Below are 19366 nucleotides of genomic sequence, written 5' to 3'. Positions count from 1 at the left end.
GAGGATCAGGTCACAAGCGTAAAATAGTATCGGTAATTGGAATGTACTGGAAGGAATATTGTCATCTTATTCGATGAATTCGCCGGAGAGTGGTCAAGTCTTTAACTGGTTGGTGGGAATTTTCGGGTTCCTACACTTTTACCACACCCGACATTTTCGGAACCGAGAGCGTTCGGTCGCCGATATCGCGGTCCTCTACCGACTCCACGACGACGACGCGTTTTTCTCGTCGTCGAGCGACCAAATGTGCAGTGACGTGCAGGGGCTACGCTATCAAAGGCACCCATCACGTTCGACGGGTTCGATGAGGCTGAGGTCCGTTATGTATCGTAGTCGTCCCGACCCGCAATCGCCCAGTACGCCTGCGAGACGATCGTGACGCCGAAAACGATTCCCAGGAGTACGGCGACTCCGATCGCGGTGGCCCGACCCAGTAGATAGTACGTGAGCCCGCTCGAGACGAGCACGAACAGGACCGAGCCGACGACGAGTTCGAGCAGTTCCCGGATCGTCCGGCGGTGACCCGAGACGGCGAGGTACTCCTCCTCGAGGCGGTCGAGCACACCCATGACGGGAGTCTACGTGCTCGAGCATCCTCGTCCTGTCGGCCTATCGTAGCCACTGAACGTCGCTGCACACCCGATCGCGGGACGGATCGGCGATCGGTGTGTAAATCGTTTCGTACGGTTTACTGTCCGTCAGTTCCGGCCCAGTCGCGACCCGGGCGACGGGTGTGGCGGTACATCGGTACAGCAATCCGTATCAGTTGTTACGAGAACTGGTTCCGGTAGGGCCCAACCCCTGGGGGGTACGTCGCGTGTGTAACTGTCGCACGCCGCTCGTCAGCCACTCGTACGCCAGACGTCAGACGCAGGCGGGTTCGGGCGTCGGATCTGGGCGGATCGCTGGTCGACCCCGGCCGAGTCGAGGCGGCCAACGCAGGGGATTTTTGACGGTCGCGGTCGATCCGCCGGATATGACGGATCGAATCCGAGCCCACGTGTTCGTTTCAGGAACCGTCCAGGGCGTGTTCTACCGCGCGACGACCCGCGATACCGCGAGAGAACGGGGCGTCGACGGCTGGGTGAAAAACCTCGAGGACGGTCGCGTCGAGGCGGTTTTCGAGGGATCGGAGGAGGCTGTCGAGTCGATGGTCGAGTGGTGTCACGAGGGCAGTCCCAACGCCGCCGTCGAGGACGTCGAGGTCGAGTACGGAGAGGTGCTGGGCGTGGACGGATTCGACGTCCGATACTGATCTCTCCCCGGTCGACCGTCGACCGCCGGTGGGACGTGCACTCTCGAGGGCCCCGGATCGAACCGATCCGGACGTCTCCTCCACCCCTTCACTTTCACTCCGGTAACGCACACCTTTTAGCCCCGCCGTTAGTATGGGGTGACAATGACGTCGTTCCAGTCGACACTCGGTGACGAGCCGGGGATCGCCGAGGAGCTGGCCGAGAACCAGCAGGCGATCTCGATCGCCGAGTTCTTCGAGAAGAACAAGCACATGCTCGGCTTCGACAGCGGCGCTCGAGGCCTCGTCACGGCCGTCAAAGAGGCCGTCGACAACGCATTAGACGCCGCGGAGGAAGCCGGAATTCTACCCGACATCTACGTCGAGATACAGGAAGACGGCGACTACTACCGGTTGATCGTCGAGGACAACGGACCGGGACTGACGAAGGAATCGCTTCCCAAGGTGTTCGGTAAACTGCTGTACGGGTCGCGGTTTCACGTGCGCGAGCAAAACCGCGGACAACAGGGGATCGGAATTTCGGCCGCCGTCCTCTACTCCCAGCTTACGAGCGGCAAACCGGCGAAGATCACCAGCCGGACCCAGGGGGAAAGCGAGGCGCAGTACTTCGAACTGATCGTCGACACCGACGACAACGAACCCGAGATCAGCGTCGAGGAGACGACCACGTGGGATCGCCCGCACGGCACCCGAATCGAACTCGAGATGGAGGCGAACATGCGGGCTCGCCAGCAACTCCACGACTACATCAAGCACACGGCAGTCGTCAACCCACACGCCCGCCTCGAGTTGCGCGAGCCGAAGGCGGCGTTCAAGTTCGAACGGGCGACGGATCAGTTGCCGGAGGAGACAGAAGAGATCCGCCCCCATCCCCACGGCGTCGAACTCGGTACCGTGATGAAGATGCTCACCGCGACGGACTCGCACTCGATCTCCGGGTTCTTACAGGAGGAGTTCACTCGAGTCGGGAAGAAGACCGCCGACTCGGTCATCGACGCCTTCCGGGACCGCCACTACGGCCGCGAGATGCGCTGGCGATCCCCGGCAACGCACGAGGGCATCGACCTCGAGTCCGTCGTCACCGAGGCCACGGCCAACAAAGGTGCCGACGCGACCGCCGCCTTCGCCGGTGCCATCGCCGAGTCGGTCGACGAACGCGATCGGATCGCCCACCACGAACTACGCGCCGACGTGGAGGCGGCCGCCGAGGCCACCGAAGCCGACCACGGAACGACGTTCGGCGAGACGGTCCGGGAGAACGCTGTCGAAGCCGTCTGGCTCGAACTGATCGGTGCGGCCGGCGAGGACGGAGAGCCAGCGGTCGGCGACGACGAAGCGAGCGGGGAGACCGACGAGTCGAGACTCGTCTCCGACCTCTACGACCTGGTCGACGAGGCGACGAGTACGCGAAAGGACGACGAGGTCGTCCACGCCTTCGCCGAACGGCTGGCCGCCAGGTTCGAAGACGAAGGAAGCGAGGACGTCCGCCACCGGCTCACCCACCGGGCGCTTTCCGATCACGTGGACCGGGCCGCCGAACTGACCGAAGAGTACGACGACGTCGCGTTCGGCGACACCGCCAGGGAGAACGTCGTCGACGCGGTCTGGGGCGTGATGGCAACCGTTCCCGACGATCCGCCGCTCGTGCGAGAACTCGAGAGCGACCGGGACGCCAGCAGCGATCTCGTCGACGGGATGCGCGAGACGGACATCATGGCACCGCCGACGCGGTGTCTCTCGCCCATCTCCGCCGATCTCATCGAGGCGGGTCTCGAGAAGGAGTTCGACGCCGACTTCTACGCGTCCTCGACGCGGGACGCGGAGGTCCACGGCGGCGATCCGTTCATCGTCGAGGCCGGCATCGCCTACGGCGGCGATCTCGAGGCGGAGGGCGGCGTCGACGTGTTGCGGTTTGCGAACCGCGTCCCGCTCGTCTACCAGCGCGGGGCGTGTGCGACGACGGACGTCGTCAGGTCGATCGGGTGGCGTAACTACGGCCTCGATCAGCCCGGCGGCTCGGGGGTGCCGAACGGACCGGCGGTGATCATGGTCCACGTCGCGTCGACGAACGTTCCCTTTACGAGCGAGTCGAAAGACGCCGTCGCGAACGTCCCCGAGATCGAAGACGAGATCGAACTGGCGATCCGCGAGGCCGCACGCGAACTCAAAAGCTACCTCAACAAGCGCCGCTCGATGCAACAGCGCCGGAAGAAACAGAACGTCCTCGGCAAGATCCTCCCCGAGATGGCCACGAAGGTCGCCGAGGTCACCGGCCGCGAGGAACCGGAGATCGACGACGCGATCGCGCGGATCATGAACAACGTCCTCGTCGAGCGCCAGATCGAGGAAAACGGCGACGGGCAGGCGGTGTCGGTCGTCGTCGAGAACAACTCGAGTACGAACGAATCGCTCGAAGTCACCGACATCGTCTCGGCCGAACCGCGAAACCTCTCCGACGGCGCGACCGTCGTCGAGATGGACGGCGAGTGGTTCGTCAAGTGGGAGACGGAGGTCCCAAGCGGTGACGAAGCCGCCCTCGAGTACGAGGTATCGGCGGAGGCGGCGTTCGACCTCGACGTCAAAGGCGTCGAATCGGAGAAACTGACCCTCACGGAGGCTACGCAATGAGCACGCAAAACGACCAGCAGGCACGAGAGCAGTTGATCGACCTCGCCGCGCAGTTTTACGACCAGTTCGAACTCGGCGAGATTCCCCACATGTCCGTGCCGACGCGGACGAAAAACAACATCGAGTACGACGAGGACAGCGACGTCTGGGTGTACGGCGACCGCGAGTCGACTCGCTCGGCGAACTCCGTCCGCGGGGCTCGAAAGCTGCTGAAGGCCGTCTACACGATCGAGTTTCTCGCCGATCAACTCGAGCAGGATCGATCGTCGACCCTGCGTGAACTGTACTACCTATCAGAAAGCTGGGACAACGAGGAGGCCCAGTTCAACGACCAGGACGAGTCGAACGGCCTGATCGAGGACCTGGAGATCGTCTCCGGCGTCACTCGAGAGGACTTTCACATGCGACCGGAGGAGTCCGGTGCGACGATCATGGGGCCGCTCCACCTTCGCGAGCAGACTCGACGCGGGGAACGTGAGATCCACTGTCAGGAAGACGTCGGCGAAGGCGGGTACCAGATCCCGAACAACCCGGACACCATCGAGTTTCTGGACACCGACGCCGACTTCATCCTCGCAGTGGAGACCGGTGGTATGCGGGATCGACTCGTCGAGAACGGCTTCGACGAGGAGTACAACGCGTTGATCGTCCACCTCAAGGGCCAGCCCGCCCGGGCGACTCGACGGATCACGAAGCGGCTCCACGACGAACTCGACCTTCCCGTGACGGTCTTCGCCGACGGTGACCCGTGGTCGTACCGAATTTACGGCTCCGTCGCCTACGGCTCGATCAAGTCCGCCCACCTCTCCGAGTACCTCGCGACGCCCGAGGCGAAGTACGTCGGTATCCAGCCGGCCGACATCGTCGAGTACGATCTTCCGACCGACCCGCTCTCGGATTCCGATATCAACGCCCTCGAGAGCGAACTCGAGGATCCGCGCTTCCAGACCGACTACTGGGAAGAACAGATCGAGTTGCAACTCGAGATCGAGAAGAAGTCCGAACAGCAGTCGCTCGCGTCTCACGGGTTGGATTTCGTGACGGATACGTATCTCCCCGAACGGCTCACCGAGATGGGCGTGATCTAGCGGCCATCGAGGCGCGGTTCGGGGAGATGGTCCGAACGGCTCACCGAGATGGGCGTGATCTAGCGGCCATCGAGGTGCGGTTCGGGGAGATGGTCCGAACGGCTCACCGAGATGGGCGTGATCTAACGATCATCGAGGTGGGGTTCGGGGAGATGGTCCGAACGGCTCACCGAGGAGGAGGTGTCGAGGGACGATCGAGGACGACCGGAACACTGCGGTTGGCGACGTCGACGACGAACGCGTCGGCGTCCGTTTCGCCCCCCTCGAGCGTATCGTAGCCGACCGGCAGGACGAGGTCGGGAGCCATCGCCGCTGCCAGTTCTGCAGCCTCGCGTCGGTCCATGGTGTCGGTCCCACCGATCGGCGGTACGAAGACGTCGACGTCGAGTTCCTCGTGAAGCGAAAGCGCGTCGGTGGCACCCGGCCAGAACGCACAGACGCCGTCGACGGTGACCCCGAACCCGCATCCCTCACCTTCCGGGTGGTGCGGTGCTCCGCGTTCGTCGGTGTGTGGACCCGCCGGATCGTTGTACGCCGGTGTTGTGAACAGATCGAGCGGGCCCAGAACGAACGACTCGTCGGCACGAACCCGTTCGACGACGAACGGAAGATCCTCCGGGCGTTCGTCGATGCGGTCGAGTTCGGTGACGTCGATCGACTCGTGGACGGCGACGATGGCGTCCTCGTGTGCAACTCGGCGGATCGAGTCGGGATCGTAGTGGTGGCCGTGCGAGACGAGGATCAGATCACCGTCTCTGGCGTCGTACCCCTCGAGAACGCCGTACTTCTCCGGACCCGGATCGACGTAGATGACCGCGCCGGTCTGCCCCTCGAGGCGAGTCGCCGCGAATCCGAGCCAGTCGAGCGTGATCGCGCCGAAGCGAACCGTCATACCCGCCGATTGGATCGAGAGCGACGAAAAGGGTTCGACTCGTCTCGCCGCTCGGATTCGGAACCCGATCGGTGGTGGTCGCCGCGTCGCGCTAACCTACACGATTATTAAGTGTGTACCGGAAGTTATATATCTGCATAGGCGAGTTGCTTATAAAGCAGGCGTAACACTTATATGGTTTACGGCCTTACTCTATGTTAGCCGAGGCGACCGGGTTTCTTCTGGTTACCCCACCCGGGAGCCCCGAGTAACTCACCCGATTCACCATGACCGATACAAGCATTCGAACGTACTCGAACGAACGAGAGGAGGAGAGCGAAGAAACCACCGAACGATCGGCGGAGCAAGAACAGTGCCCGGAGTGTGGCGGCCGACTGATCAGCGACGCCGAACACGCCGAGACCGTCTGCAGCGAGTGTGGACTCGTCGTCGAAGAGGGCGAGATCGACCGCGGTCCCGAGTGGCGCGCGTTCGACGCCGCCGAAAAGGACGAGAAGAGCCGCGTCGGTGCCCCGACGACGAACATGATGCACGACCAGGGGCTGTCGACCAACATCGGCTGGCAGGACAAAGACGCCTACGGCAAGTCCCTCTCGAGTCGCCAGCGCCAGAAGATGCAACGGCTTCGCACCTGGAACGAGCGATTCCGCACCCGCGACTCCAAAGAGCGCAACCTGAAACAGGCACTGGGCGAGATCGACCGCATGGCCAGCGCGCTCGGCCTCCCCGAGAACGTCCGCGAGACCGCCAGCGTCATCTATCGGCGCGCCCTCGAGGAGGACCTGCTGCCGGGCCGGTCGATCGAAGGCGTCGCGACGTCCTCGCTGTACGCGTCCGCTCGTCAGGCCGGCACCCCGCGCAGCCTCGACGAGATCTCGGCCGTCAGCCGCGTCGACAAGATGGAACTGACCCGAACCTACCGGTACGTCATCCGGGAACTCGGCCTCGAGGTCCAGCCGGCCGACCCCGAAAGCTACGTCCCGCGGTTCGTCAGCGACCTCGACCTTTCGGACGAGACCGAACGGATGGCCCGCGAACTGCTCGACTCGGCCCGCAAGGAGGGCGTCCACAGCGGCAAGTCGCCGGTCGGCCTCGCCGCGGCCGGCGTCTACGCTGCGGCACTGCTGACCAACGAGAAGGTCACCCAGAACGAGGTCAGCGAGGTCGCCAGCATCTCCGAGGTTACCATCCGCAACCGCTACAAGGAGCTGCTCGAGGCGTCCGAGACGGCCGCACCGGCGTGATCGACTCGTTTTTAGACTTTTAGACCGTTTTCTCGCCGGCGCGACCGTCCGACCGTAACTCGAGGTCGAGCGCCCGGTTCAACAGGCGCTCGTCGTAGTGCGCGTCGGTCTGATCGGGACGGGTTCGGTGAATCGTTCGAACCGTCCGGACTGTGTTCCGAAACCCTTTGGCCGTCGCTTCGTCGACCATCTGTCCGTCGATAGCCACCGCGCCGGTCCCCTCGCGTCTGGCCTCGGCGAACCGCTCGATCCGCTCGACGTCGCGCTCGAGTTCCGTCGGCGTCGGCATGTGGATCGTGTTGGCCTGTATCGTTTGTTTTGGGTGGAGCGACCAGGAGCCGTCGAGCCCGAGTCGTGTCTCGCGTTCGACCTGATCGGCGTACTCCGTTGCGTTGTAGGAGGTCACTCCGGCACGTTCCGTAAACAGGTCGTCGAACGGCCCGCCGATCGCGAGCAGTCCGGCGGCGCTCGCCTCGTTCGAGAGCGCCTCGAGCAGGCCGTCCCAGCGCGGTCGGCCGTCGCCCATATCGCGGCCGCCGAGTTCAGCGGTGTAGTCGACGGGGCCGAACACGAGCGCCGCGAGCCGCGAGTTCTCGCCGAATCTCGCGATCTCGCGGAGGTCCGACCGGGCGCGGGCGGACTCCACGATGACCGAGAGGCCGATCGCCCCGTCGTCGTAGCCGTGGGTCCCTTCGGCCTCCGCGACGACCGCAGCCGCCCGTTCGACGTCCTCGAGCCGGCCGACTTTGGGGACGACGACGCCGTCGATCTCGTCGCCGAGTTCCGAGACGAGTCGGTCGATCTGGTGTCGGCCTCGTTCGCGGGCGGTCTCGTCGACGTAGCTCCACTCGACGCGGGGCCAGATTTCGCCGGGGAACTCATGTTTCGGAACCCGCTCGAGGACGTTTTCGAGTCCCTCGGCTTTCATGTCAGGCGCGGTCCCGTCTTCGAGGTCCGGGACGAGCCAGTCCGGGGCTTCGAAGCCGTCGGCGTCGAGGCCGGAGACGAGGTACTTCGCCGTATTCGCGGTCGGAACGGCGGCCGGTGCGGTCTGGAACGTTCGACAGAGTCGGATGTCGGTCGTGGTGGTCATCGATTATCGTCGGTCGGCTGGCGTTTTCGTATTTCGGCGGTTCTAATACCCGAGTAGACCGGCTTCTCGCGCTGGGTGAACGCGACGTGTTCGAAGCGAACGGTTCCCGCCCGGTCGTCGGAGGCGTCGTCGTCCGCCTCGAGTACCCGCGTGAACGCGTAGACTGTGTCGCCCGGGGTGACGAAATCGTGAAACGATTCGTCGTCGAATCCGACCTCCCGCCACGTCCGCTCGTCCGAGCGAGCGTGGGCGAGAGCCGTCGAGCGAGTGACGTCCCCGTAGGCGACGACATCGCCGGAGGGGGCATCCGCCATCGCCTCGGCGTTGTGGTGTTGTTTCGCCGTGTTGAGCGTCGCGAGCGGGAGCGCGGCGACGGTGACCGAGTCCTGCGTGCGACCGCGTTCGTGGCGGTAGGCGACGGCGGCGTCGCGGTCGTCGGCCCGCTCGAGGGCGTCGACGAAGTCCTCGAAGAAGCCGCCGTCGGGGGTGAGAAACGTCGACGGGAGGTCGGGTTCGTCGGTCGCGTCGTCGTCGGCCGTGGCCCCGCCGTCGGTCGCGATCGGTTCGCGGCGGGGAATCATGTTGGTCCGTTCGTACGAACACACCACGTCGTCCGTCCGGGCGTCCCTTCCGCGGGTTCGCCAGGTGACGATGCCGTACTCCGGCCGGGAACTCGAGGCCGCCGTCGTGACGACGTCGCTCTCGACGCGGAGTTCGGTCCCCGGGGGGACGGGGCCGTCGGGAAATCGGACGTCCGTTCGTCCGAGGAAGTAGCCGCCTCTCTCGCTCAGGTCCTCGACGGTGGCTCCGAGGGTCGCGGCGAGGAGGTAGTCGGGGTGGATCGGCGGCTCGTCGAATCCCCGATCATCGGCGGCGTCCCTCCGCCAGTACGCAGGGTCGTGGTTGAGCGTCTGGCCCATCCAGGCATCGTTCGCCCAGCGGGCGAGCCTGAGACCGGGATCGTGCTCGAGGCGGTCCCCCTCCGTGAAATCCTCGAAACAGTTGCCCTTCGATTTCGTGTCGGCTCGCTCGAGCGCTCGGGCGAACGCGTCCGGGTCGGTCCACTCAGTCATCCGCAGTCATCTCCTGGGTGTCGTCAACGTCGGTCGGTCGCTGGCGACGCGCTCTCCGGGCGACCGTCCGCCGCATCTCGTTTTCGACGATCATGTAGCCCTCGTCGAAGCCCATCCCGGGTTTCGCGAGCACCTGGGCGGCGTCGGTCGCGAGCGCGAGGTGAGCGCAGGCGCGAGCGGACGTTTCGGTCTCGTTGCAGGTACCGCCGAGATACGCTTGCGTCTCGGTTCCCTTACAGTACCGGACTGCCCGTCCGCTCCGGTGGATGCCGCCGAGGTCGGGCGTCTTGACCTGCACGAGATCGGCCGCCTCCGCGTCGACGAACGCCCGGACGTCCGCCGCGGTGTTACACCACTCGTCGGCGACGATATCGACGTCGACGCCAGCATCTCGAAGCCCGTCTCGGAGTTCGCCCATCGCGTCGATCTGTTCGGCACGACCGCCGGCGTCCATCGGTCCCTCGATCTGGAGTCCGAACGGAACGGCCGCCTCCTCGAGGGCGTAGCAGTAGTCGATCACCGCCGACCGGTCGTACGGCGGGCCGAACCGGTCGCCGATGGTGCCGTAGACGTCGACGTGAAATCGTGGCTCGTAGCCACCGGGTCCGAGTTCCCTGGCGCGCCTCGCAAGCCACGCGACGTACTCGAGCAAGCCGTCGCCGTCCGGTCCGAGCTTCTCGGCGCTGTTGATCAGCCCGTGGGGAAGCACCGGGACGCCCTTGAGCATCATCTTCTCGGCGTTCGCGTAGCGGTCGTCTCCCGACTGGCCGAAGACGGGGACCGTGTCCGTCGCGGGGTCGGTTCCGAGCGCGTCGGCAAGCACGTCCGTCCGGGTCGTCCGCCGTGCTCGAGCGGCCGCGGCGAGTAGCGCCTGCGAGACGCCGTACCGGATCGCCGTGTGGAGCCGATCGCCGTCGGGTCGCAGGTCTTCGACGGCCTCGGCGTTCTCGAGGAACGCCGCCGCGTCCCGCCCGCGGAGTTCGTCGGCGACGGGGCCGGCCACGACGGGCGCGGCCTCGTTCGCCCGAAAGAGCGGATCGCGGCCGGCGGCACCCGAGTACTGGACCGCGGCGCAATCGCCTCTCACGACGGAGCCGTCCTCGAGTTCGAGGTCGACGACGAGCGCCTCGCCCGCCTGGCGAATCTCGTCGAAGCCAGCGGTGACGGGATCGCCCTCGTAGGCGAACCCATCGGACTCCGCGCCGCGTTTGATGGCCCGCTGGTCGTCGGCGAAGAAGCCGGCGTAGCCGGGCGTCGTGTGAACGTCCGTAATCTCCATCAGACGTCACCCCGCGTGTCCGGTCGGCCGATGAGTTTGCCCTCGCTGATCGCGTCCACGTCGTCGGCGACCATCCGGAACGACTGGTCGCGCCCTTCCGTGTCGGCGCGTTTTGCCAGTCGTGCCCGGTGGATCGCCCTGATCTCGTCGTCGACCGCGAGGTCGCCCCACTCGAGGATCCGGACGCGGCCGTCGTCGTCTCGAGCCGGGAGGACGGCCCCCTTCGCGCTGTCGCTCGGTGCGAACGGGACGTCGAGTGCGCCCGAGTCGAAGGCCTCGAGGGTTCCTCGGACGAGGTCGCCGTCGCCACGATCGAATACGGCCTCTATCAGGCTGTGCGTTTCGCGCTCGATCAGGTCCTGTTCCTCGTCGATTCCGTCGATGTCGATCTCCTGTTCGATTGCCATATCGATGACCTGTCTCGTCGTGCGGAGTCCGGCGGCGTTGGCTTCCGTGGTGGGCACGCCCTGGAACTCCTGTGGTGATTTGGTGATGACCTTATCCGGGCGAGCGATCGCCGCGGTCAGTCCGCCGAGGCCGATGACGCCGTTCGCACGGGCTTCGTCCGGCGGAAAGCCGCCCATCCACTCGTGAAAGACGGTCGTGACGACGACCGCGTCGGGGAGGTACTCCTCGCCGAGTTCCCGCAGCGCCCGCAGGGCGGCGACGTCCTGGACGACGTTGCCGACCTGGCCGTAGCCGAGCGTGATCGAACGCACGCCCTGGGTCGCCGCGAGCAGCCCCTCGATCAGCATGATCGTGATGGCGATCGACGGCGGGACGAGGGTGCCGGTCAGCGGACCGAACGGCTCGCGGTTGATCCGGACGCCGCGTTCGGTGTACGCGCCCGCGAGTCGGTCGACGAACTGCCAGTTCTCGATCGTCTCCGCGAGGCCGTGGCAGTTCGTGTAGGGGATGTTGTAGGATATCGGCCCGCCCTCGAAGCTCTGGAAGCCCCCCGCGAACGTGATCGCCGCGAGCAGTCGGGCGTCCGGCGTGCCGTGGCGCACTTCCACCGGGGCGTCGACCGCGTCGATCAGTTCCCGACAGCCCTCGACCCCGTGGTTGACGGCGGGAAAGCCGTTGAGCGCGTCGTCGCCGGTTTCCCGGGCCGTCTCGAGTCCCTCCTGTGCCTTCTCGTAGGCGTTATCGCGGGTGTAGGAGTCGATCGTCGTCGGCAACAGATCGGCCTCCCCGTCCTCGTGGAGGGCCGCGAGGAGTTCGATCTGGTCGTCGAGTCGGGGGACGCCCGCTCGCGGCTGCAAGAGCGGTTCGTCGGCCGACTCGAGGACGTCCGCGAAGCGCTTGTGAGCCGGGAGCGAGTCGTGGTAAGCGACGGCGTCCTCGAAGTCGACGGCCGATCCCGTCGGCCAGCTCTCCCGGATCTCCTCGTCGATACGCCGAAGCTCGTCGGACGGAATGCGTTCGTCTCGTCTCATCTACGAACTGACGGTGAGCCGATCGGCTTCCGTCGGCGTGATCTCGAGGTCCCGTCGGAGCGCGGCGATCGCCTCTTCGGGATCGGTCTCGGAGTCGAAGACGCGATCGAATCCCAGCGCCCGGAACGTCTCTCGAGTGCGCTCGAAGTCGTCCTGGCCGACGGCGAGGTTGCCGCCGATGTAGGTGACCGCGTCCACGTCGGCCTCCGCCAGCACCTCGTGAAAGCCCCGACAGTCCTGTTCGGCGTGGCCGTACAGCGACGAGACCAGTACGGCGTCGGCCTCGTGCGTGACTGCGGCCTCGGCGAACTCCTCTCTCGAGGTCTGGACGCCGAGGTTGACGACGTCGAAGCCTGCTGTGCTGAACGCCTGCTCGAGGATCGTGATTCCGACGACGTGCGCGTCGGAGCCGATCACGCCGAGAACGACCGTGTTCGACATGCATCCCGATCCATGTGGAAGCGGGGTATAAAGTTAATGATTTTCCATGATAATATTCTTTAATCGTGTTTAGGGGCACCCCCTGACATACAGCCACAAACATAATGATTATTGGTAAAGGTTTTGTAGCCGCGTCCGGTTCCTCGGGCCATGGGTGCGCTATCGAACCTGCGCGTGTTGGACCTGACTCAGGTGCTCGCCGGTCCGTACTGTACGATGTTGCTCGCGGACATGGGCGCGGACGTCGTCAAGGTCGAGCGGCCTGGGGGCGACCTCATCCGGTCGAACCCCCCGTTCGTCGCGGACGCCGACGAGGAAGCCTACGGGGGGTACTTCCAGAGCATCAACCGCGGAAAACGGAGCGTCGAACTCGACTTCGGCGAGGAGAGCGACCGCGAGGACTTCCTCTCGCTGGTCGAGGAGGCGGACGTCGTCGTCGAGAACTACCGCGCGGGGACGATGGAGAAGTACGACCTCGGGTACGAGACGCTCGCGGCGCACAATCCGTCGCTGATCTACTCCTCGATCCGCGGTTTCGGCGACCCCCGGACGGGCGAGACCGACCGGCAGGGCCAGCCGTCGTTCGACCTCGTCGCGCAGGCGCTCGGCGGCGTGATGGAGATCACCGGACCGGCCGACGGCCCGCCGACAAAAGTCGGCCCCGGCATCGGCGATCTCTTTACCGCGACGCTGAACTGCATCGGGATCCTCGCGGCGCTCAACCACCGCGAGCGGACCGGCAAGGGGAAGTACGTCGACACCGGCATGTACGACGCGATGATCAGCCTGACCGAACGCGCGATCTACCAGCACTCCTACACCGGCCAAGCCCCGACGCGCCGCGGCAACGCCCACCCGACGCTGTTTCCGTACGACGCCTTCGAGACCGCGGACGGCTACGCCGTGATCGCCGCCTTCGGGACCAACCACTGGAATGCGCTCTGTGATGCGATGGCGCGTCCGGACCTCGCCGAGGCCTACCCCACCCCCGCGGATCGACTCGAGGACCGCGAACCGCTTCTGGCCGAGATTGCGGCGTGGGCCGGCGACCGGACGACCGACGACCTCGTCGAGACCCTCGAGGGGCGAGTCCCCGCCGCGCCGGTCCAGACCACCGCGGACATCTTCGCGGACCCCCACGTCCACGCTCGAGAGATGCTCGTCTCCGTCGAACAGCCGGGAGCCGACGCGGACGTCGAGATCGCGGGCAATCCGATCAAGATGACCGAGACGCCGCCCGAGCCGACCGGTCGCGCACCCCTGCTCGACGAACACCGCGAGGAACTGCTGGGCGAGCGGGCGGAGACGGCGGCCGACGACTGAGACCGATTGCTGGCCCAGCGTGGCGGTCGGTCCGGGGACGGATCGCGGTTGCACCGCGATGACCGACGGCAGTTCGCCCGCTGGGGACCACACTCGTCCTCGAGAACGCCGTCTGCGGACCGCAATGGTCGGGAGGGGTGGCACTCATACGGTTTACTGTCAGTCATTACCGACGCACCCGCGACCCGGGCGGCGGGTGCGCCAGGACATCGGTACAGCAATCCGTATCACGCGGGTCGCGTCGATTTCGTCTTGGTGTCCCGATCATTCCCGACGACCAGAGGTTTCTTATCCTGACAATTCGAGGTGTGGTGTATCATGAGTCAGGCGACGCTGTCGGATCGTCCGTACGCGAATTCGAATCCCTTCTCCGGCTACTATCTCGAGCGGGTACAGGATCGGGGCGAGTGGAGACGCGAGCAGAGCACGCCTGAGGAGACGGCCGCCAACGTATGAGTTCCTCCCCCGCAGGACAGTTCGTCGGCGCGTTTCTGATCCTCGCAGGCTTCGCCCTGGTCGTCGTCTCGATGATCACCCCACCGGATCCGCTGACGCTCGTGGTGTGGCTCGTTCCCGCAGTCCTCGCGGCCGCAGTACTCGCGTACCTGCTCGCCTACAAAGGAGGCCTCGAGCGGCTGCAAGATCGACTCTGAGATGGTCTGAATGCGATTCAAAAACCACCGACTCGAGTCCCGTTTGCGGGCCGACGCCCCGGCCGACCTGGGTGGGTTCGATCAGTCGGTGGACGCGGCGAGTCGGTCGGGCCGCCGGCTGGCCGCCGCGACTCGAGCGCAGCGTCTCGAGGCTACGCGGCGAAACGGGAGATCGCGGTGTGTCCGATCGGACCCCGGTGGCCGATCATCGCGAGGTCACGGCGTTGCCTGCCGGAGGTGGCCGTGTTCGCGGTAGTGTCTCCGCCGGTGTTCGCGGCGCATCCGCCGTGGCGAACGCCGGGTTCGATCGCGCTGTCGTCGGTCCACAGCCGCCGCTGGCCGTGGCGAACGGTTCGTCTGCCGTGCGAGACGTTTATATCCCGCGAGTAGGTATGCAAACATGGCTCCGAGTTGCCGCTTGGAAGCCACGTCTCGGGTGTTACAGCACCCGGGGCATTTCGTGCCCCCTGGGAGCATGGCTTCCAGGTTAATTGTCGCCGTGGAGTTATTTATAACTACTGGTTACTTCCGGGAAATAGGTCGCTGACTCGAGGCCCGGAGGCGGTTTCGGATACCCTCTGGTGGGACTCGAGGTGGTGAGACTCGAGGCGGTGGGGCGGAGGAAGCGGTGGGGCGGAGAAAGTGCCGTCGCTCGTCGTGCGTCAAATATCGGGGAGGCCCCCACCCCCCATCGAAGTGATCGGATCGCCGGAAAGTTGGCGGGGAATCTGGATGTCACGTCCGGACGTATCCTGCGTTGTGGCAACGACTGTACGCCCAACCCCGCCAGTTACCCAATAGAAGTCCACCGCCATATACTTGTCGGGCATATTAAATAATAACGATTGGTTACTTTGTGGAGTTCGTTTATATCGAACGAACCGTCCCCCAGTATGGGGAATATTCTGTTTTCGATGCTGGGGGAGGCGCTCTGTAGAATATGAAAGGAATATTTTTGATTGGTATTACAAAGTTCGTATGTTGTGAAATGGGGTGGCGGGGTCTAGTAGCGGATACTCGAGTCGTGACCCGATCTCTCATACGGTTTACTGTAGTTCTTGCCGGCGCACCCGCGACCCGGGCGGCGGGTGCGTCGGTACACAGGGACAGTAATCCGTATCAGTCGTCTCCAGTGGTGAATTGTCGCCGTTCTTGTTTACTAAATCACACATTTCACGAACACCGCCAGGCCAACAGCGCGACGCGTAGGGATATCTAAGTGTAGCTTTAACAGTGAACGTCTAACGTATTTTCTCTGAGCACGTCTCTTACCGAATGGGAGCGAAGAAGTACGTTGTTGAGCTCAGCGACGAAGATCGCAAGACGCTCGAATGGTTCACGTCCACCGGTGAACGGAGGGCCCAAGACAACACACGCGCACGTATCCTTCTGAAGGCACTCCGAGGACACGAACGCGACCCGCTCCCGGCCCGACCGGGAACTGTCGCTCGTTCCGATCACCGCTATTATAGTGGCGTCCCAAGCCTGAACTGATGAGCGAAATCACGCGGTGTGATCCGATTTCGCTCAGCAGTCGACGCTTGGGAGGGTACTAGGTAATAGATCGGTACGTATCTGAACAGTTCTGGGTAATTCACAACAATATTTATAAACAATAGGGTCCAGGATGTGAGTGAATGTCAGACGAATATAGTGAACGTAGCGAAACACTCGAAATTTATGCGGAAGCGTACATAGACCAAAAATGGGACCGTTTGGATGAAGTAATACATCCTGATTTCCAAATTTATGGTCCCGAGATGTTCATGGAAGTGGAGGGCCCACTGAACCGGGAACAGTACCGGCAATTCGCGAGTGAGTTCCGTGCAGCTTTCGACGATTTCGAAGTCCCCATTGCCGACGGGGTTTCCGTTGTCCACCAGGGCGAAAAATCAGCAGTCCGTGATCGGTGTACCGCCACGCACACTGGTTCGTTCTTTGGCATCGAAGCGACCGGTAATAAAGTGGACTTCGAGTGGCCCTGGTTCATCATCTGGGAGGATGGAAAAATCATCGAAAAGTGGGACAATATCGATTTGTTCACCCTATCTCAGCAGATAGGCACAGTGCCTGACGACATATACTGAGCAGACGATGAATACTTCGGTCGCAGCACTCCTCTCTACTCGTCACTTCATGAGGCAGTACGTACGCGGTCAGTGAGCGTTGTGACCGTGACGTATCACTAAGACGCGTCCGAGATCCACGCGTCGTCCAGACGTACAACGGTCAGAACCACGTCGAACGCCGTTAGTCCACCCGGATATCGTTCGGGTCCAATCTCGAGCGGATTCACATCCCACCGGGAGACGTGCGAGCGCACGGCCGACGCGATTCTCGAGTATTCGTGTCATACAGGCCCAACAAAGCTTTTCACCCCGGGTGTGTAACGGTGTGACATGGACGAAACGACCGTCCGACTGTTGTGCCCTGAATGTACGAAAGATTGGCAGACTGCTCCGGGCGAGCTTCCGACGTCGACGGAAATGTTTCATTGTCCGAACTGCCACGCATCGCGTCGAACGTCCGAGTTCATGCGAACCGACCGGGACCTCCAGACGCTGAAGCAACTCGGATAATCGGCCCCTACCGCGAGAACAGAATCCCTTCCTCGAGAACGAAACCGCCACAGGCTGGGAGTAACAGAACCCCCACGAACACGTCACCAGAAACCACGGGTTGTGCGTTCGGACGACGAAAGAAACCACATCCTGTAGACGGATTAATTCGGATAGTCACGGGTTTCAAACAGTCCTCTATTCAGGATGGTTATACGTGACAGATACGGGTTGTGTGGTAACGAGACTCAAGATAATAATATAACCCTGCAGTGGGTAGGACTGCATGGTTATGAAGAAACAGGAGCTCATTCACCTGCACGGCCTTCTTGCGGAGGTATCGAACCAGTGTTCGGAGTGGGATAACTGCCAGATCGACCTCGAGGAGTACGAATCGCGCGGTATTCGACCGACATCGATTCACAAATCGAAAACAGACCACAAAGCTGCCGTCTTCGCGCTCGCAGGGGGAATCACCATGAATATGCGCGAAGAAGAACAGGAAGTCGTCGCCGCAACTGCTGACTGAAACCTCGCGTCGTATCCTCGAGTAGATTGACTCCCAACTGGCGAGACCGGTGAACGAGCTCCATGGAATCGGTCGAACCCGTTCGAAACGATCGCAGTTACCGACGACACTGCCACCCATTACCGGTACTTGTCTGAGACACCACGCCCCAATTACCGGTGCTTATCTGACATGACTACCACCCGCTGCCGGCGCTTGCCCGACGGACGCGCCGCGTAAGCGAAACTGAAAACGAGGTGTTACTCGACGAGGTCCTCGAATTCGGGGAGGATTTCGTCGGACGAGTCGTCCGTCTCGTCCGAGGACGAGTTTCCGGATGCGTCGCCGTCCGAGTTCGCCGACTCGTCGTCGTCGGACCCGTCCATCTCGTCGTCTTCTGACTCCGCCGTCTCGTCGTCTTCGGATTCGTCGTCGATGTCCTCCGGGTCGAGCACTTCGATCGTGTTGACCTCGAGCGGAATGTTTTCGAGGCGCTGTCCGATCTCCTTGCGCGCGATACGCGAGGCGTGTTCTTCCCGTTCGACGTTGAAGACCGTCATCTCGAGTTCGAGTGCGACCAGCGCCTCGTCGGCCGCGATGAACGCCGGCGGGAGCTCTTCGCCCGATGGAGAGGTTCGCTCTCCCATGTTGATCTCGACGTAGTTCAAATCAGGGTTCAACATCTCGCCCGTCTTCGAGATGGCGATCCGGATCGCCTCGTCTTCCGTCTCGACGTCGAACACCGGCACGGCAGCCTCGACGACAACCCTGCAGTTCATGGGTAACCAATGTGTCGCCTCCAGTATGAAGGTTCGCCTCAAGTTAGATTCGCTTTCGTCTCCGTCGGACCGGTGACCTTTTGCTCGCCCCACGCAGTCGTTCGTACATGAGCGACTCAGCGGACGACGGGACCGAAGACGAGGCCGACCGGCTCACCTACGCCGACAGCGGCGTCGACATCGAGGCCAGCGAAGACGCGACCGCCGCGCTCCTCGAGGCGTTCGGCAGCGACCTCCGAACGGAGTACGCGGGGCTGCTCGACGTCGGCGATCGGTATCTCGCGCTCGCGACCGACGGCGTCGGAACGAAACTGCTCGTCGCCGAGGCGATCGAGGACTTCTCGACGATCGGCATCGACTGCATCGCGATGAACGCGAACGACCTCGTCGCCGCGGGCGTCGAACCCGTCGGGTTCGTCGACTACCTCGCGATCGACGAACCGGACGAGGCGCTGACGAACCAGATCGGCGAAGGGCTCGCGGTGGGACTCGAGCAGGCGGATCTGACGATGCTCGGCGGCGAGACGGCCGTGATGCCCGAGGTCGTCTCCGGGTTCGATCTGGCGGGCACCTGCGTCGGACTCGCCGGGAAAGACGAGATCTTTCCGGGCGAAGCCGAGGTCGGGGACGCACTCGTCGGGTTTCCCTCGAACGGCATCCACTCGAACGGGCTCACGCTCGCTCGCGAGGCCGTCACGCGCGAGCACGAGTACGACGATCCGTTCCCGCACGACGAGGCCCGGACGATCGGCGAGGAACTCCTCCGGCCGACCCGGATCTACGCCGACCTGCTCGAGCCGATGCGCGACCACGGCGTCCGAGCGGCGGCCCACGTCACGGGCGGCGGGTGGACGAACCTGCTCCGGATGGGCGAACGCCGGTACGTCGTGGACGACCCGCTGCCGGCCCAGCCGATCTTCGCGTTCGTCCAGGCGGAGGGCAACGTCACCGACGAGGAGATGCACCGAACGTTCAACGTGGGAACCGGCTTCGTCGTCGCACTTCCCGAGGATCGGGCGGCCGACCTCGCCGCCGAGACCGACGGACAGGTCATCGGCCGCGTCGAGGACGGCAACTCCGTCGAGATCCGCGGACTCTCGCTGTCCTGATCGT

Annotated in this window: 19 protein-coding genes; 11 read left to right on the top strand and 8 right to left on the bottom strand. The window is 63.8% G+C overall.

What is annotated here, in order from left to right:
* Positions 1–320 precede the first annotated feature (320 nt).
* Complete coding sequence (locus EA473_RS06365; protein ID WP_124194831.1) at positions 321–569, bottom strand: hypothetical protein; 249 nt, start codon at positions 567–569, stop codon at positions 321–323.
* 407 nt (positions 570–976) lie between these two features.
* Here EA473_RS06365 and EA473_RS06360 point away from each other — a divergent pair, with 407 nt between their 5' ends.
* The 3 genes from EA473_RS06360 (at position 977) to EA473_RS06350 (ending at position 4971) form a co-directional block, all read left to right on the top strand.
* Positions 977–1255: an acylphosphatase gene (locus tag EA473_RS06360; protein ID WP_124194830.1), complete on the top strand. Its 279-nt coding sequence runs from the start codon at positions 977–979 to the stop codon at positions 1253–1255.
* A gap of 144 nt (positions 1256–1399) precedes the next feature.
* On the top strand, positions 1400–3883 hold the full coding sequence (locus EA473_RS06355; protein WP_124194829.1) for a DNA topoisomerase VI subunit B: 2484 nt from the start codon (positions 1400–1402) through the stop codon (positions 3881–3883).
* Positions 3880–4971: a DNA topoisomerase IV subunit A gene (locus tag EA473_RS06350; RefSeq protein ID WP_124194828.1), complete on the top strand. Its 1092-nt coding sequence runs from the start codon at positions 3880–3882 to the stop codon at positions 4969–4971. Before EA473_RS06355 ends, EA473_RS06350 begins: the two co-directional genes overlap by 4 nt.
* Before the next feature lie 166 nt (positions 4972–5137).
* On the opposite strand, the gene EA473_RS06345 is transcribed toward EA473_RS06350, so the two are convergent.
* Positions 5138–5863, bottom strand: a complete 726-nt coding sequence (locus tag EA473_RS06345) for an MBL fold metallo-hydrolase (RefSeq protein ID WP_124194827.1) — start codon at positions 5861–5863, stop codon at positions 5138–5140.
* A gap of 266 nt (positions 5864–6129) precedes the next feature.
* Between EA473_RS06345 and EA473_RS06340 the strand changes: the two genes are divergently transcribed.
* The gene (locus EA473_RS06340; RefSeq protein WP_124194826.1) at positions 6130–7107 is read left to right on the top strand and encodes a transcription initiation factor IIB; all 978 of its coding nucleotides are present in this window, start codon (positions 6130–6132) and stop codon (positions 7105–7107) included.
* Between the two features lie 19 nt (positions 7108–7126).
* On the opposite strand, the gene citE is transcribed toward EA473_RS06340, so the two are convergent.
* Genes citE through glmS form a run of 5 tightly spaced genes read right to left on the bottom strand, consistent with a single transcriptional unit; the run spans position 7127 to position 12432 of the window.
* Positions 7127–8200 carry an L-malyl-CoA/beta-methylmalyl-CoA lyase gene (citE, locus tag EA473_RS06335; RefSeq protein WP_124194825.1) on the bottom strand — a complete coding sequence of 358 codons (1074 nt, stop codon included), beginning with the start codon at positions 8198–8200 and terminating at the stop codon, positions 7127–7129.
* A complete protein-coding gene (mch, locus tag EA473_RS06330) occupies positions 8197–9273 on the bottom strand; it encodes a 2-methylfumaryl-CoA hydratase (RefSeq protein ID WP_124194824.1) in 1077 nt (358 codons plus the stop codon). Before mch ends, citE begins: the two co-directional genes overlap by 4 nt.
* Positions 9266–10552, bottom strand: coding sequence for a methylaspartate ammonia-lyase (locus tag EA473_RS06325; RefSeq protein WP_124194823.1), 1287 nt, complete (start codon positions 10550–10552; stop codon positions 9266–9268). Before EA473_RS06325 ends, mch begins: the two co-directional genes overlap by 8 nt.
* The gene (locus EA473_RS06320) at positions 10552–11991 is read right to left on the bottom strand and encodes a methylaspartate mutase subunit E (protein WP_124194822.1); all 1440 of its coding nucleotides are present in this window, start codon (positions 11989–11991) and stop codon (positions 10552–10554) included. The genes EA473_RS06325 and EA473_RS06320 overlap by 1 nt, the downstream gene beginning before the upstream one ends.
* Positions 11992–12432: a methylaspartate mutase subunit S gene (gene glmS / locus EA473_RS06315; protein ID WP_124194821.1), complete on the bottom strand. Its 441-nt coding sequence runs from the start codon at positions 12430–12432 to the stop codon at positions 11992–11994. It abuts the gene before it with no gap.
* A 150-nt stretch (positions 12433–12582) separates the two neighbouring features.
* Between glmS and mct the strand changes: the two genes are divergently transcribed.
* The 6 genes from mct to EA473_RS06285 all read left to right on the top strand — a co-directional run bounded on the left by mct (position 12583) and on the right by EA473_RS06285 (position 17495).
* Positions 12583–13755 carry a succinyl-CoA:mesaconate CoA-transferase gene (gene mct, locus EA473_RS06310; RefSeq protein ID WP_124194820.1) on the top strand — a complete coding sequence of 391 codons (1173 nt, stop codon included), beginning with the start codon at positions 12583–12585 and terminating at the stop codon, positions 13753–13755.
* A 318-nt stretch (positions 13756–14073) separates the two neighbouring features.
* Positions 14074–14211: a hypothetical protein gene (locus tag EA473_RS22215; protein WP_165875218.1), complete on the top strand. Its 138-nt coding sequence runs from the start codon at positions 14074–14076 to the stop codon at positions 14209–14211.
* Entirely contained in the window at positions 14208–14408 is a 201-nt protein-coding gene (locus EA473_RS06305) for a DUF7534 family protein (RefSeq protein ID WP_124194819.1), read from the top strand. Before EA473_RS22215 ends, EA473_RS06305 begins: the two co-directional genes overlap by 4 nt.
* Before the next feature lie 1637 nt (positions 14409–16045).
* Positions 16046–16495 (top strand): ester cyclase, encoded by a 450-nt coding sequence (locus EA473_RS06295; protein ID WP_124194818.1) that lies wholly within the window; start codon positions 16046–16048, stop codon positions 16493–16495.
* Between the two features lie 312 nt (positions 16496–16807).
* Complete coding sequence (locus EA473_RS06290) at positions 16808–16987, top strand: DUF7836 family putative zinc-binding protein (RefSeq protein ID WP_124194817.1); 180 nt, start codon at positions 16808–16810, stop codon at positions 16985–16987.
* A gap of 271 nt (positions 16988–17258) precedes the next feature.
* Entirely contained in the window at positions 17259–17495 is a 237-nt protein-coding gene (locus tag EA473_RS06285) for a UPF0058 family protein (protein WP_124194816.1), read from the top strand.
* Between the two features lie 239 nt (positions 17496–17734).
* Here EA473_RS06285 and EA473_RS06280 read toward each other — a convergent pair whose 3' ends face one another.
* Positions 17735–18253 carry a DUF555 domain-containing protein gene (locus tag EA473_RS06280; RefSeq protein WP_124194815.1) on the bottom strand — a complete coding sequence of 173 codons (519 nt, stop codon included), beginning with the start codon at positions 18251–18253 and terminating at the stop codon, positions 17735–17737.
* A 107-nt stretch (positions 18254–18360) separates the two neighbouring features.
* Here EA473_RS06280 and purM point away from each other — a divergent pair, with 107 nt between their 5' ends.
* Positions 18361–19362: a phosphoribosylformylglycinamidine cyclo-ligase gene (purM, locus tag EA473_RS06275; protein WP_124194814.1), complete on the top strand. Its 1002-nt coding sequence runs from the start codon at positions 18361–18363 to the stop codon at positions 19360–19362.
* Positions 19363–19366 lie beyond the last annotated feature (4 nt).

The sequence above is a fragment of the Natrarchaeobius chitinivorans genome (genome assembly GCF_003841505.1).
Lineage (GTDB): Archaea > Halobacteriota > Halobacteria > Halobacteriales > Natrialbaceae > Natrarchaeobius > Natrarchaeobius chitinivorans.
Note: the sequence above shows the minus strand (reverse complement) of the source record. Positions and strands in the feature narration are given on the sequence as shown.

Coding starts and splice junctions, on each gene's coding strand:
- EA473_RS06365 (WP_124194831.1), bottom strand. CDS start 569: ATGGGTGTGCTCGACCGCCTCGAGGAGGAGTACCTCGCCGTCTCGGGT.
- EA473_RS06360 (WP_124194830.1), top strand. CDS start 977: ATGACGGATCGAATCCGAGCCCACGTGTTCGTTTCAGGAACCGTCCAG.
- EA473_RS06355 (WP_124194829.1), top strand. CDS start 1,400: ATGACGTCGTTCCAGTCGACACTCGGTGACGAGCCGGGGATCGCCGAG.
- EA473_RS06350 (WP_124194828.1), top strand. CDS start 3,880: ATGAGCACGCAAAACGACCAGCAGGCACGAGAGCAGTTGATCGACCTC.
- EA473_RS06345 (WP_124194827.1), bottom strand. CDS start 5,863: ATGACGGTTCGCTTCGGCGCGATCACGCTCGACTGGCTCGGATTCGCG.
- EA473_RS06340 (WP_124194826.1), top strand. CDS start 6,130: ATGACCGATACAAGCATTCGAACGTACTCGAACGAACGAGAGGAGGAG.
- citE (WP_124194825.1), bottom strand. CDS start 8,200: ATGACCACCACGACCGACATCCGACTCTGTCGAACGTTCCAGACCGCA.
- mch (WP_124194824.1), bottom strand. CDS start 9,273: ATGACTGAGTGGACCGACCCGGACGCGTTCGCCCGAGCGCTCGAGCGA.
- EA473_RS06325 (WP_124194823.1), bottom strand. CDS start 10,552: ATGGAGATTACGGACGTTCACACGACGCCCGGCTACGCCGGCTTCTTC.
- EA473_RS06320 (WP_124194822.1), bottom strand. CDS start 11,991: ATGAGACGAGACGAACGCATTCCGTCCGACGAGCTTCGGCGTATCGAC.
- glmS (WP_124194821.1), bottom strand. CDS start 12,432: ATGTCGAACACGGTCGTTCTCGGCGTGATCGGCTCCGACGCGCACGTC.
- mct (WP_124194820.1), top strand. CDS start 12,583: ATGGGTGCGCTATCGAACCTGCGCGTGTTGGACCTGACTCAGGTGCTC.
- EA473_RS22215 (WP_165875218.1), top strand. CDS start 14,074: ATGAGTCAGGCGACGCTGTCGGATCGTCCGTACGCGAATTCGAATCCC.
- EA473_RS06305 (WP_124194819.1), top strand. CDS start 14,208: ATGAGTTCCTCCCCCGCAGGACAGTTCGTCGGCGCGTTTCTGATCCTC.
- EA473_RS06295 (WP_124194818.1), top strand. CDS start 16,046: ATGTCAGACGAATATAGTGAACGTAGCGAAACACTCGAAATTTATGCG.
- EA473_RS06290 (WP_124194817.1), top strand. CDS start 16,808: ATGGACGAAACGACCGTCCGACTGTTGTGCCCTGAATGTACGAAAGAT.
- EA473_RS06285 (WP_124194816.1), top strand. CDS start 17,259: ATGAAGAAACAGGAGCTCATTCACCTGCACGGCCTTCTTGCGGAGGTA.
- EA473_RS06280 (WP_124194815.1), bottom strand. CDS start 18,253: ATGAACTGCAGGGTTGTCGTCGAGGCTGCCGTGCCGGTGTTCGACGTC.
- purM (WP_124194814.1), top strand. CDS start 18,361: ATGAGCGACTCAGCGGACGACGGGACCGAAGACGAGGCCGACCGGCTC.